Genomic DNA, 13297 nt, shown 5'->3' with positions numbered 1-13297 from the left:
GAGCCGTCCCGTTCCTACGATGGACTCGTGTCGGCTCTGTTGCGCTCGGTGTGGGAGGAACCCGCCCCGCCCGGCGCGCCGCGTCGCGTGTGGCGGGACTGGCTGCTGCTCGCGATTCTCGCGCCGGTCGCGCTCGTCGAGGGGATCGTCCGGCCCGAGCTGGCCTGGCGACCGCTGTCGGTGGCCGTGGCGGTGGCGCTGACGGCCACGGTGCTCTGGCGCCGGACCCGGCCGCTGCCGATGGTCGCGCTCGCCTTCGGCGTCTGCGGGCTGGTTCCGCTGCTGACCGACCGGGACGCTCTCCAACAGGACGTCCTGGCCTTCGTCCTGCTGCTGGTGTATGCCCTGTTCCGCTGGGGCTCCGGGCAGGAGGTCGTGCTCGGCGGTCTGGTCGTGGTGGGCAAGCTGGGACTGTGGGTCGCCGCCGGTCAGGCCGGTCTCGCGGACACCGCCGCCGCCTTCGTCGTCCTGTTCGCCGCCGCCACGCTGGGCACCAGCGTGCGGTACCGGGCGCGGGCCCGGCAGCGCGAGCTGGACCAGGTCACGCTGCTCGAACGGGAACGTCTCGCCCGAGACCTGCACGACACCGTCGCGCACCACGTGTCGGCGATGGCGATCCGGGCCCAGGCCGGGCTCGCCGTGGCGGCCACCCATCCGCAGGCGGCGATCGAGGCGTTGCAGCTCATCGAGGCCGAGGCGTCGCGGGCGCTGGCCGAGATGCGCGGCCTCGTCCGGGTGCTGCGGACCGACGAGCCCGCCGCGCTGGCGCCCACGCCGCGCATCGCGGACCTGGCCGGGTTCGCGGCGGACGCACCGGACGGCCCGGTCGTGGAGGTGCAGATCGTCGGTGACGCCGGCAGCCTCGCCCCGTCCGTGGACCGCGCGGTCTACCGGCTCGTGCAGGAGTCGGTGACCAACGCCCGCCGGCACGCGCGGCACGCGACCCGCATCCGGGTACGCGTCGAGGTGGACGACGCCTCGGTACGGCTACGTGTCAGCGACGACGGCGAGAGCCCGGCCGGACCGCTTCCCGGTTCCGGGTACGGACTCGCCGGGATGGCCGAACGCGCGGCGCTGCTCGGCGGCAGGTGTGCCGCCGGACCCGGTCCCGAACAGGGGTGGATCGTCGACGCGGTGCTGCCCCGGGCCGGGGCACCCGCGTGACCCGACCGACCACGGGACGACCGGACCCGTCCGGCGACGACGGCGACCGGCGGATCCGGGTGGTCGTCGCGGACGACCAGGAGATCATCCGGAGCGGACTCACGATGATCCTCGACGCCCAGCCGGGCATCGAGGTCGTCGGTACGGCCGCCGACGGTCACCACGCTGTGGAACTGGCCCGGCGGCTGCGTCCCGACGTGTGCCTGTTCGACATCCGGATGCCCGGTGTGGACGGTATCGAGGCGACCCGGCGGCTCGCCGGGCCCCGGGTCACCGAACCGCTCGCCGTCGTCGTCATCACCACCTTCGACCTCGACGAGTACGTCTATGCCGCGCTGCGCGCCGGAGCACGGGGCTTCCTGCTCAAGGACGCCGGCACGGCGCTGCTGGCCCAGGCGGTCCGCGCCGCGGCCGACGGTGACGCGCTCATCGCGCCCAGCGTCACCACCCGCCTGTTGCGCGCCTTCGCCGACGCCGGACCGGCCGCGCCGCCCCGGCAACCCGTCGACCCGCTCACCGACCGGGAGGAGCAGATCCTGACGGCGGTGGCCCGGGGGCGGACCAACAGCGAGATCGCGGGCGAGTTCCACGTCAGTCTCAGCACGGTGAAAACGCACGTGGCGAGTCTGATGGCCAAGCTCGGCGCACGGAACCGGGTGGAGATCGCCATCTGGGCGTACGAGACGCACCGGGTACGCGGCCGGTAGCGCTCCGCCGGCCGGCGCGGACGCCGTAAGTACGAGCGTCGGCTCACTCCGAGGACCGACGGGGCCCGAGCCCATGCACCGACGAGTTCGCGCCGTCGCGAACCCAGCATCGATTCATGTCCACGAACCGCTTCCTCCGCAGACACGAGTGGGCGATACCCACCGGCCTGATCCTGCTCGCGCTCGTCCCGGTGGTCGCCGGGGCCGTCCGGACCGTCGAGCTGTCCGGCGATCCGGCGGTCACGCCCGCCAACGCCCGCTTCGTCGCCGATCCGGTGCCGGTGCTGGTGCACATCGTCACGGCGAGCGTGTACTGCCTGCTGGGCGCCTTCCAGTTCATGCCCGGCTTCCGGCGTCGGCGACCGGGATGGCACCGCGTCGCGGGTCGGCTGCTGGTGCCGGCCGGGATCCTCGCCGCGCTCTCCGGCATGTGGATGGCCGCGTGCTATCCCCTCATGCCCATCGACGGTGCGTTCCTCATCGGTCTGCGGCTGTTCTTCGGCGGCGCGATGGCCGGCTGCATCGTCCTCGGTCTCGGCGCGATCCTGCGGCGGGACGTCAGCCGGCACCGCGCGTGGATGATCCGTGGGTACGCCATCGGTCAGGGCGCCGGCACCCAGTTCCTGACCCATCTGCCGTGGCTCGTGGTCGCCGAACCGCCGGGCGAGCTGACCCGGGCGTGGCTGCACGCCGCCGGCTGGCTGATCAACCTGGCGGTGGCCGAGTGGATCATCCGCGCCGGAGCGGCGGGACCGGCATCCCCCGCGCCGGCCGTCTCGCGCCGGGGCCGGACGCGAACGGGCGAAACGCTCCAGGGCCGAGCGGAGACGGGCCGAACGTGAGCGGACCGGCCCGCCGGACGGGCAAGACGCGGACAGGCCAAACGCCGACGGGCCGGACCTGGACGGGCCGGGCGCGAACGGTGGCGGGCGGAGACCGCTGCTGAGGTCGAGCCGCCGATTCAGCCCATGGACTTCGCGCCGTCGATCGCCTCCCGGATGATGTCGGCGTGCCCGGCATGCTGCGACGTCTCGGCGATGACGTGCACCAGCACCCGTCGGGCCGTCCAGCGGGCGCCCGGCTCGAACCAGGGTGCGGCGGGCAACGGCTGGCTGGCGTCCAGGTCGGGCAGGCTCCGGACCAGCTCGTCGGTGCGGGCCGCGACCTCGTCGTACGCGGCTAGCACGCCGGCCAGGGTCTCGCCCGGCAGCAGCCGGAACGACTGTGCGTGGCGCTCGTGGACGGCGGGGTCATTGTGGTCCGGCGCCTCGGCCGGGCCGTCGACGATGAAGTCGGCCCAGCCTCGTTCGACGTCCGCGACGTGCTTGATCAGACCACCGATACACAACGCGCTGACCGTGCTGCACGTCGCCGCCTGCGCGTCGGTCAGCTCCCGCGCGGTGTTGCGCAGGAAGAAGCGTTGCTGACGCAAGGCCTGTAGCAGGTCCGCGCGCTCGGGCGACAGGCTGCTCTCGGAGTGTGGGCTGCTCCCCGCCATGGCTGGTCCCTTCGTCGGCGTCCGCCCGACGCTATCGGTGACCACCGACAACTCCGGGACGTCGGACGGGCGGGACCGCGCCACGGCTACCGGCGGCCGGTCAGCACCTCGCGCATCCGGTTGATCTCGACGCCCTGCTCGACGACGACGCTGCTGGCGAACTCGTTGATGATGATGTCGGTGCCCAGCGTCAGGACCTCGTTCGCCATCGCGATGGCGCCCTGGTGGTGCTCGGTCATCATCGTGACGAACATCCGGTCGAACTCGGCGCCCCGGGCGGCGGTCAGCCGGTTCAGCGCCTCCGCCGTCTGCATGCCGGCCATCTCGTGGCGGTGCCCGTCGCCGGAGTTGCGGTCCAGCCCCCGGTCGGTCAACCAGGTCTCCAAGGTCTTGATCTCCGGGTCCTGGGCAGCCAGGATCCGGTCCGCGATGATCTTCAGGTTCGAGTTCTCGGCCCGGTCACCGACCAGTTTGGCCATCACCAGGGCCTGCTCGTGGTGCGGGATCATCATGGTGACGAACCGGGTGTCGGCGTTGTTGTGCGGAGGCCGGGCCATCGGCGACATCTCGTTGGCCGACAGGGTCTTCGCCGGTTCGCCGGGGCCGCCCGGCATCAGCACCGGTGCGGTGGCGTCCGGGATGCCGGGCAGGTCGAGCGGCGGTGGCTCGTTCGTCTGCGCCGTCGGCGCCGGGGGCTCGCTGTCCGGCCACGACACGGCCACCGCGATCCCGACGGCCAGCACCGCGAGCACGGCCAACTCGATCAGCACAAGCTTCCGGGACTGCCGCAGCAGCCCACGGATCCGCACACCTAGCACAACTCGACTCCCGCCGTTCACAGTTGGCCGGGATGGTAGCGCGGGCCTGAGCTGCGACGGGAGGGTTGCGAACAGCAGAACGATCGCTTAGCCCCACCTGCGGCAGTTTGCGCCGAGACATCGGCGGTCGTGTTGCTGAACCGTGACCACATGGCCGACGATCGAGCACCCACCGCAGGGTTAACCTCCGCTAACCCTGCTCACCCCTGACGAAGGGTGTTCCTACATGTTCAGACCGACCCCACGAGGGAGCCGAAGGCTGGGAATCAGCCTGGCCGCCACAGGTGCCCTTCTCGTCGCCGGTGTCGCGGTGGCGCCATCGAGCAGCGCCGCCGAGACCGCGAACACCATCCCGGCCGTCGACGAGATCGTCAGCAGCCCCAACCTCACCCAGATCGCCAACGTCCCAAAGTTCGGCGGGTTCGCCAGCGAGGCCGCGTACAACTCGGACCTGGCGTTCCAGGACAACCACGTCATCGCCGGCAACTACAACGGGTTCAGCATCTTCGACGTCAGCAATCCGGCCTCACCCCAGGTGGTCAGCCAGGTCGTCTGCGTCGGAGCGCAGGGCGACCCGTCGGTCTACGGGGACCTGCTGTTCCTCGCGGTCGACTCGCCCCGCAGCGACGACTCGTGCAGCAGCAGCGCCGGCTCGGTGGCCCAGCAGAGCGCCTGGGAGGGCGTCCGGATCTTCGACATCAGCGACAAGGCGAACCCGCGCTACATCAAGTCGGTCCGTACCGACTGCGGTTCGCACACCCTGACGCTGGTGCCGAGCAAGGACGACAAGAGCGTCTACGTGTACGTCCAGTCGTACAGCCCGTCGAACAACGCGTTCTACTGCAAGCCGCCGCACGACAAGATCTCCATCATCGACGTGCCGCTGGACAACCCGACCAGCGCCTCCGTGGTCGCCACCCCGGTCCTCTTCCCGGACGGCGGCAACACCAACACCAGCGGCTGCCACGACATCACCGCCTACCCGGACCTGGACCTGGCCGCCGGCGCCTGCATGGGTGACGGCGTCCTGATGGACATCTCCGACCCGGTGAACCCGGTGGTCCTGAGCCAGGTGCGCGACACCAACTTCGCGTTCTGGCACTCGGCCACGTTCAACAACGCCGGCACCAAGGTCGTCTTCACCGACGAGCTCGGCGGCGGCAGCGGCGCCATCTGCACCCCGGCCTACCGGGCCAACCAGGGCGCGAACGCGCTGTACGACATCGTCGGCTCCGGTGCCGACCGTCGACTGGTCTTCAAGAGCTACTTCAAGATCCCGCGGGAGAACTCCGCCCTCGAGAACTGCGTGGCGCACAACGGCTCGCTGATCCCGGCGATGGGCCGCGACATCATGGTCCAGGCGTGGTACCAGGGTGGCATCTCGGTCATCGACTTCACCGACTCGGCCAACCCGGTCGAGATCGCCTTCTGGGAGCGGGGCCCGCTGTCGGACACCCGCCGGATCCTCGGCGGCGCCTGGTCGACGTACTACCACAACGGTTACATCTACTCCAACGACATCCAGAAGGGACTTGACGTCCTCAAGTTGGACGACCCGCTGACGAACAACGCCCGCGCGGTCGTCGCCTTCGACGAGCTGAACGTGCAGACCCAGCCCAGCTACCCGGAGTGCACCACCGTCCTGCGCGGTCGGCACAACGGCAGCATGACCATCAAGACCGGCATCACCTGCATGGACGGGGTCACCCAGAACGGCGCGATCAAGGTCAACCCGGGTGCCGGGCTGATCGTGTTCAACTCGAACCTGAACGGCGCGATCCACGCGCACAACGCCTCGGTGGTCTCGATCGTGGAGAGCCGGGTCAACGGTTCGGTGAACGCCGTCGGCGCGACCATCCGTGACACCAAGGTCAACGGGTCGGTGCGGACGAGCTGATCCGCACACCCCGTGCACCGCACCACCTCCGGCCCGGCGGTCTCCGCCGGGCCGGAGCCCGTCCCACCCCGGGGACGGCGGAGGACCTACCGGACCGGACCTGTCGGAGCGGCCTGTTACGGTCTCGCCGCCATCGCGGTCAGGTCGGAGGTTGAGAGTGTTCAGAACGCACGTGTCGTCGTTCGCCGGTCTTCCGGTGCTCCCGTTCACATCGGGAATGGAGATGCCGGCGGATCCGTCGGCGGTGGCCTGGCGGCTCGAGGTGGGGGATCTCGACGACGAGCCGGAGCCCGAGGTGTTCGTCGCGCTGGTCGAGGCGATGCTCAAGGAGGTCCCGGCCGAGTCGGTCCGCGCCGTCGTGGTCGGCGAGTGGGGGATGGCGTACGAACGGCCGCTGCCGGTCGACCTCCTGGTGAACGCGGCCTCGCAGTGGACCGGGCTCCGGGCGCTCTTCCTCGCCGACCTGGTCTCCGAGCAGTGCGAGCTCTCCTGGCTGACCCACGACGACATCACCGGGCTGCTGGCGGCCTACCCGCAGGTGGAGACGCTGTGGGTGCGCGGCGGCGAGGGTCTGCGGCTGGACGCCGTCACGCACACCGGCCTGCGGGAGCTGCGGTTCGAGTCCGGTGGCCTGCCCGGCGCGGTGGTGCGGGCGGTCGGCGAGTGCGACCTGCCGACCCTGGAGCGACTGGACGTGTGGCTGGGTCGATCGGACTACGGCGGCGACACCACCCTCGACGACCTCGCCCCGCTGCTCGCCGGTGCCGGACTGCCGGAGCTGCGGCGACTGGGATTGCGCAACGCCGAGATCGCCGACGTGGTCGCCGGAGCGGTCGCCACCGCACCGGTGGTGCCCCGACTCTCGGTGCTCGACCTGTCGATGGGCAACCTCACCGACAAGGGTCTGGAGGCGCTCCTGGCCGGGCAGCCGCTGACCCACCTGACCGAGCTCGACCTGCACCACCACTACCTGTCCGAGCCGGCGCAACAGCGGGTCGTCGCGGCCCTGCCCGGCGTACGCGTGGACGTGTCCGAGGGACGCACCCCGGACGTGTACAGCGGCCGCACCTACCGCTTCACCGCAGTCGGGGAGTGAGCAGACATGACGTTCTCTTCGCACCTCGCCGAGTTCGCCGACCGTCCGGTGGTCGAGTTTCCGCTCGAGGGGCCGCTGCCGACCGTGACCGGCCCGGTCTCGTGGCGCGTCACCCATCCGGAGTTCGACGACACCAAGGAAGGCGCGCTCTCCAAGGAGTTCGCCGCCACCTTCGAGCGGTTCGTCGCGCAGGTCGGCGACACGGTGGAGTCGCTGGTCATCGGCGCCTGGGGGTACGCGGCCTTCAACCCCGCGCCGATCGCACAGATCTGCGCGGCGGCCGATCGACTGCCGGCACTGCGGGCACTGTTCCTCGGTGACATGATCTTCGAGGAGTGCGAGGTCTCCTGGATGAAGGTCGGCGACGTCAGTCCGCTGCTGACGGCGTACCCGGACCTGGAGGTGTTGTGGGTGCGCGGAGGCGAGGAGTTCGACTTCTCCCCCGTGAAGCACGACAACCTCCGCGAACTGGTGGTGCAGAGCGGCGGGCTGTCCCGCGAGTTCGTCGGCGCGGTGCTCGACTCCGACCTGCCCGAGCTGGCCGACCTCGAACTCTGGCTCGGCACCGACGACTACGGCGGCACCACCGAGCTGGCGGACCTCGCCCCGCTGCTGGCCGACGAGCGCTTCCCGGCGCTGCGCCGGCTGGGCCTGTGCAACTCGATGATCACCGACGACATCGCGGGGGCCCTGGCGACCGCACCCGTGGTGCGCCGCCTGGAGGTGCTGGACCTGTCCAACGGCACTCTCAGCGACGAGGGGGCGGAGGCGCTGCTCGCCGGTCAGCCGCTGACCCACCTGACGGTGCTGGACCTGCACCACCACTATCTGTCCGAGGAGGTCGCCGCGTCGGTGGTCGCCGCCCTGCCGGACGTCCGGGTGAACGTCTCCGACCCGCAGGAGGCGGACGAGGAGGACGACGGCGAGAGCTACCGCTACACCGCGGTCTCGGAGTGACATGCGGTTGACCGTGGTCGGCAATCCCGGCAACCGTCGGGTGTCGATGTTCACCGACGCGGTGCTGGCCGCCGGTCTGCCCCGGCCCGAGGTGCTGCCCTGGGTCGAGGTGCTGACCGGGGCCGCACCGCCCCCGGCCGGCACGCTGGTGCGGGTGGACTCGCCCGGGGAGGACGCCCGGGTCGACCAGTTGCTGCGCCGGTCGGCCACCGTCGCGCGGCCCGGCGAACTGGTCGGCCTCGCCGACGGGTACGCCGGTCTGGTGGACGGCATGGCCCGGGTGGCCGCCGGTGGCGCGACCCTGCTCAACCCGCCGGAGGACGTCGCGGTGCTCTGCGACAAGCGGCGCTGCCACGCGCGGCTGGCGGCGGCCGGGGTGCCGGTGCCGGACGCGCTGCCGCAGGTCGGTGGCTACGCCGAGCTGCGGTCGGCGATGGCGCAGGCCGGTTGGGGCCGGGTGTTCGTCAAGCCGGCGCACGGCTCCTCGGCCGCCGGGATCATCGCGTTGGCGGTCGGCGCCGGCCGGGTGCAGGCGGTCACCACCATCGAGCACACCCCCGAGGCGCTGTTCAACTCGCTGCGGTTACGCCGCTACACCGACGAGACGCAGATCGCGGCCATCGTGGACCGGCTCGCGCCGGAAGGTCTGCACGTGGAGCAGTGGCTGCCCAAGGCCGGGATCGGTGACCGGGTGGTCGACCTGCGGGTGCTGGTGATCGCCGGTCGGCCCGACCACGTGGTGGTCCGGGCGGCGCGGGGGCCGCTGACCAACCTGCACCTGGGCAACGCGCGTGGTGATCTCGACGAGGTGCGGCGGGCGGCCGGGGCCCGGCAGTGGTCGGCGGCGATGGAGACGTGCGAGCGGGCCGCCGCCTGTTTCCCCGACTCGCTGCACGTCGGCGTGGACCTGATGTTCCTGGTCGGTTGGCGGCGGCACGCGGTGGCCGAGGTCAACGCGTTCGGTGACCTGCTGCCCGGGGTGCTGGCCGACGGCCGGGACAGCTACGCCGCCCAGGTGCACGCCCTGACCGGCGCTGGGTGGCGTCCCGGTCGGACGGGCCCGGCCGCGTCGCCGGAGGTGGTCGGATGCGGAGCCTGATCGGTGACCACGACCTGCTGCTGGTCACCCTCGACACGCTGCGCTACGACGTGGCGGCCGAGCTGGCGGCGGCCGGCCGGACGCCGCACCTGACGCGGGCGTTGCCGGGCGGCCGGTGGGAACGCCGGCACTCCCCGGCCAGCTTCACCTACGCCGCGCACCACGCCTTCTTCGCCGGGTTCCTGCCCACGCCGGTGCCCCCGGGTCGACACGAACGGCTGTACGCGGCGGCCTTTCCGGGCAGCGAGACCTCCGGTGCCGACACGTGGGTGTTCGACGCGCCGGACCTGCCGACCGCGCTCGCCGACGTCGGCTACCACACGCTGTGCCTGGGCGGCGTCGGCTTCTTCAACCGACGCAGCCCGCTCGGGGCGGTCCTGCCGGGGCTGTTCCGCGAGGCGCACTGGGAGCCGGAGTTCGGCGTCACGTCGCCCACCTGCGTGGACGCCCAGCTCGACCGGTTGGCGGCGGTGGTGGCCGATCTGCCGCCGACCCGGCCGTTGTTCACCTTCCTCAACGTGGCCGCCCTGCACCAGCCGAACCGGCACCACCTGCCCGGCGCCGCCGACGACGACCTGGCCAGCCACGCCGCCGCCCTGGAGTACGTGGACGGCCGGATGGAGCGACTGTTCGGCCTGGTCACCGGCCGAGGGCGGCCGGTGTTCACGATCATCTGCTCCGACCACGGCACCGCGTACGGCGAGGACGGGCACACCGGGCACCGGATCGGCCACGACGTGGTGTGGACCGTCCCGTACGCGCACTTCACCCTGCACCCTGGAGAATGGTGACCAGCACCGACGCGAGTCTCGACGGCTCGCCGTACCAGCAGTATCTCTACGCCTACCCGCACAAGACCTCGTACCGGGCGTTGCGCCCCCGCCCGTCGTTGACCGACGTGTGGCGGGACCAGGCACGGGACGCCCTCTTCCTCTATCTGCACGTGCCGTTCTGCGAGATGCGCTGCGGCTTCTGCAACCTGTTCACCCGGGCCAACGCACCCGCCGAGCAGGTCACCGCCTACCTGCGGCAGCTTCGTCGGCAGGCCGAGCAGGTCGCCGAGGCGCTCGGCGGCTCGACCGGGTATGCCCGCGCGGCCTTCGGCGGCGGCACCCCCACCCATCTGACCGCCGACGAGCTGACCGAGCTGTTCGACATCGCCACCACGACCCTCGGGGCGCGGCTGCCCGGCGTACCGCTGTCGGTGGAGACGTCACCGGCCACCGCGACGCCGGACCGGCTCGCGGTGCTGGCCGCGTACGGCACCACCCGGGTCAGCATCGGGGTGCAGAGCTTCCTCGACGTCGAGGCCCGCGCCGCCGGTCGACCGCAACGGCGCACGGAGGTGGAGACGGCGTTGGCGGCGATCCGCGACGCCCGTGTCCCGGTGCTCAACATCGACCTGATCTACGGCATCGACGGGCAGACGGCCGACACCTGGCGGGAGAGCCTCGACGCGGCGCTGACGTGGCGTCCCGAGGAGCTGTACCTCTATCCGCTCTACGTCCGGCCGCTCACCGGTCTGGGCCGGCGCACGCACGCCCGCGCGGACTGGGACGCGCAGCGCCTCGCGCTCTACCGGCAGGCGGTGGAGACGCTCGGCGCGGCCGGCTACCGGCAGGAGTCGATGCGCCAGTTCCGCCGGGCCGACGTGCCGGCCCCCGACGGCCCCGACTACTGCTGCCAGGACGACGGCATGGTCGGACTGGGTTGCGGCGCCCGCTCGTACACCACCGCGCTGCACTACTCCTTCGACTACGCGGTCAGCGTCTCGCAGGTGCGCGCGGTGCTCGACGACTACCTGGCCCGACCGGCCGACGACTTCCGGTACGCCGAGTTCGGGTACCACCTCGACGGCACCGAGCAGCGCCGTCGGTGGCTGCTGAAGTCGCTGCTGCGCGTCGACGGGGTCGACCCGGACGCCTACCGGGCCCGGTTCGGTCGCCCGCCGGGCGAGGACTTCCCGCAGCTCGACCGGTTGGTCGAGCGGGGCTGGGCCACCGACGGCGGGCTCCGCCTCACCCCCTCGGGGCTGGCCCGCTCCGACGCCGTCGGCCCCTGGTTGACCTCCGCCGAGGTGCAGCACGCGATGGCCGGGTACGTGCCGCGATGAACCTGGCGATCCTCTATCGTGGCCCGCTGGCGAGCTGCAACTACGACTGTCCGTACTGCCCGTTCGCCAAGCGCCGTGACCCGCCGGAGCTGCTCCGTGCCGACCGGGAGGCGTTGGCGCGGTTCACCGACTGGGTGGGCGCGACCACCGACGTACGCCTGTCGGTGCTGTTCACGCCCTGGGGCGAGGGCTTGACCCGGCGCTGGTACCGGGACGCGATGGTGTCGCTGTCCCACCTGCCGCACGTGGAGCGGGTGGTCATCCAGACCAACCTGGCGGCCCGGGTGGACTGGCTCGACGACGCCGACCCGAGCGCCGCCGCGCTCTGGACCACGTACCACCCGGGGCAGGTCACCCGGGAACGGTTCCTGCGACGCTGCGCCCGCCTGTCCGAGTTGGGTGTCCGGTACTCGGTCGGGGTGGTCGGGCTGCCCGAGCACCTGGCCGAGGCGCGGGCGCTGCGGGCGCTGCTGCCCGACGAGGTCTATCTGTGGGTCAACGCCGCCGAGGGACGTCGCTACGACGCCGCCGAGGCGGCGACCTGGACGGAGCTGGACCCGCACTTCGGCTACAGCGTGCGCCCGCACCTGTCCCTGGACCGGCCCTGCCACGCCGGAGAGACCGCGATCTCCGTGCGCGGCGACGGCACGGTCCGCCGCTGCCACTTCATCGACACCCCGATCGGCAACCTGTACGACGGGTCGTGGCGGGCCGCGCTGGCGCCCCGGCCGTGCAGCAACGCGATCTGCGACTGCCACATCGGCTACGTCCACCTCAAGCCGCTGGGGTTGCGGGACGTCTTTGCGGGCGGGGTGCTGGAACGCATCCCGGCCGGGTGGCCGGGAAGGCCGGCCGGGTCGGTCTGACCAGGAGCGTCACCGCCGACGGTGAACACTGCGGAGGCCGCTGCGATCAGGGTCGGGTCGCCATCCGGCGGGTCAGTTCGGTCGCCCGGAACGCCGCGACCTGACGGGCCTGTCCCGCCACGAAGCGCCGCAGCAGCAGCGGGGCACCGGCGGTGACCGACTCCCGGATCCGCGTACCGTCGGTCTCGGGCGTCAGGTCGACCACCGCGCGCAGCCACACCCACCCCGGGCTCCGCACGTCGCTGACGATCTGGCTGCCGGGACGGGTCGCCACCATCCGCACCCGAATGTGGTTGTCCCAGCGCAGCGGGCCGACCATCCGGAACCGTTCGACGGCGACGTAGTCGGTGACCGCGCGGCCGTCGGCGTCCCGGCCGGTCCGCACGTCGGAGACCGCCACGATCAGCGGCGACAAGCCGATGTAGCTGTGCGGGTCGGTCAGGTGGCGGTAGACCTCGTCCGGCGACGCGGCGACGACACAGCTCGTCTCGAACGTGATCGACGGTCTCCGATCATCGGGCACGCCTCATCCTGCCACGCCCTCACCGGGTGCGGTGGCGCAGGATGATGTCGCGCAGGGAGCCCATCCCGTACCGGTCCTCGTCGCTGGACATCGCGGCCACCTCCGCCAGGACGGGATCCACGTCGATCCCGGCCCGCCGGGCCCGGTCGCACACGGCCTGCAACGCCATGATCTCGTCGCGGGTGTCGGCGCCCTGGTCACGGGCGGAGAGATGGACGAGGTCGTCCCGGAACTCCTCGGCCGTCCGGCAGTCGGTGGGCAGGTGCGCCGCCCAGCGGAACGACGGGTACCGGTCGAACATCCGCCGGATTTCGACCCGGGCGGTCTCGTCGGCGGCGTACCTGTCGACGATGGCGCGCAGCACCCGCTCGGCGCGGTCCTGCACACCCAGCGCCGTCAGCTCCGCGTCGACAATGGCGCCCAGATCCGCCATCCGGTCCAGTGCGGTGACGTCGACCGGCTTGTTCGCCACCGAGCGGTAGCGGGCGTCCAGGTCCGCCACCTCGGTCTCGATCTCCGCCATATCCACGGCCACCGTTATATCGCACCGACACCGGCC

13 protein-coding genes and 1 pseudogene are annotated in these 13297 nt (G+C 71.9%); 10 read left to right on the top strand and 4 right to left on the bottom strand.

The genetic code is table 11. The features are described from left to right. Positions 1-27 precede the first annotated feature (27 nt). The 3 genes from ACWDVW_RS05130 (at position 28) to ACWDVW_RS05120 (ending at position 2713) form a co-directional block, all read left to right on the top strand. Positions 28-1164: a sensor histidine kinase gene (locus ACWDVW_RS05130; protein WP_449945027.1), complete on the top strand. Its 1137-nt coding sequence runs from the start codon at positions 28-30 to the stop codon at positions 1162-1164. 104 nt (positions 1165-1268) lie between these two features. Beyond that, positions 1269-1871 (top strand): response regulator, encoded by a 603-nt coding sequence (locus ACWDVW_RS05125; protein ID WP_449945358.1) that lies wholly within the window; start codon positions 1269-1271, stop codon positions 1869-1871. 116 nt (positions 1872-1987) lie between these two features. Beyond that, on the top strand, positions 1988-2713 hold the full coding sequence (locus tag ACWDVW_RS05120; protein ID WP_449945025.1) for a DUF2306 domain-containing protein: 726 nt from the start codon (positions 1988-1990) through the stop codon (positions 2711-2713). A 119-nt stretch (positions 2714-2832) separates the two neighbouring features. On the opposite strand, the gene ACWDVW_RS05115 is transcribed toward ACWDVW_RS05120, so the two are convergent. Continuing rightward, positions 2833-3369 (bottom strand): DinB family protein, encoded by a 537-nt coding sequence (locus ACWDVW_RS05115; RefSeq protein WP_449945023.1) that lies wholly within the window; start codon positions 3367-3369, stop codon positions 2833-2835. 86 nt (positions 3370-3455) lie between these two features. Next, positions 3456-4178: a DUF305 domain-containing protein gene (locus ACWDVW_RS05110; RefSeq protein WP_350694837.1), complete on the bottom strand. Its 723-nt coding sequence runs from the start codon at positions 4176-4178 to the stop codon at positions 3456-3458. A 235-nt stretch (positions 4179-4413) separates the two neighbouring features. Between ACWDVW_RS05110 and ACWDVW_RS05105 the strand changes: the two are divergent. The 7 genes and pseudogenes from ACWDVW_RS05105 to ACWDVW_RS05075 all read left to right on the top strand — a co-directional run. Continuing rightward, a pseudogene (locus ACWDVW_RS05105) lies at positions 4414-5802 on the top strand (LVIVD repeat-containing protein); the annotation flags it as partial. Positions 5803-6307: 505 nt separating this feature from the next. Further along, on the top strand, positions 6308-7180 hold the full coding sequence (locus tag ACWDVW_RS05100) for an STM4015 family protein (protein ID WP_449945020.1): 873 nt from the start codon (positions 6308-6310) through the stop codon (positions 7178-7180). 6 nt (positions 7181-7186) lie between these two features. Beyond that, entirely contained in the window at positions 7187-8137 is a 951-nt protein-coding gene (locus tag ACWDVW_RS05095) for an STM4015 family protein (protein WP_449945018.1), read from the top strand. Position 8138: 1 nt separating this feature from the next. Then, positions 8139-9236 carry an STM4014 family protein gene (locus ACWDVW_RS05090; protein WP_449945016.1) on the top strand — a complete coding sequence of 366 codons (1098 nt, stop codon included), beginning with the start codon at positions 8139-8141 and terminating at the stop codon, positions 9234-9236. Further along, the gene (locus ACWDVW_RS05085) at positions 9224-10027 is read left to right on the top strand and encodes an STM4013/SEN3800 family hydrolase (protein WP_449945013.1); all 804 of its coding nucleotides are present in this window, start codon (positions 9224-9226) and stop codon (positions 10025-10027) included. The genes ACWDVW_RS05090 and ACWDVW_RS05085 overlap by 13 nt, the downstream gene beginning before the upstream one ends. Beyond that, entirely contained in the window at positions 10024-11349 is a 1326-nt protein-coding gene (locus ACWDVW_RS05080; RefSeq protein ID WP_449945011.1) for an STM4012 family radical SAM protein, read from the top strand. The genes ACWDVW_RS05085 and ACWDVW_RS05080 overlap by 4 nt, the downstream gene beginning before the upstream one ends. Beyond that, positions 11346-12215: an STM4011 family radical SAM protein gene (locus ACWDVW_RS05075; protein WP_449945009.1), complete on the top strand. Its 870-nt coding sequence runs from the start codon at positions 11346-11348 to the stop codon at positions 12213-12215. The genes ACWDVW_RS05080 and ACWDVW_RS05075 overlap by 4 nt, the downstream gene beginning before the upstream one ends. A gap of 46 nt (positions 12216-12261) precedes the next feature. Here ACWDVW_RS05075 and ACWDVW_RS05070 read toward each other — a convergent pair whose 3' ends face one another. Further along, positions 12262-12738, bottom strand: a complete 477-nt coding sequence (locus tag ACWDVW_RS05070; RefSeq protein ID WP_449945006.1) for an SRPBCC family protein — start codon at positions 12736-12738, stop codon at positions 12262-12264. Positions 12739-12757: 19 nt separating this feature from the next. Further along, complete coding sequence (locus tag ACWDVW_RS05065) at positions 12758-13261, bottom strand: hypothetical protein (RefSeq protein WP_449945003.1); 504 nt, start codon at positions 13259-13261, stop codon at positions 12758-12760. Between the last annotated feature and the right edge of the window lie 36 nt (positions 13262-13297).

Source organism: Micromonospora sp. NPDC003241 (assembly GCF_053589795.1).
This window is presented reverse-complemented; position numbering and strand designations above follow the sequence as displayed.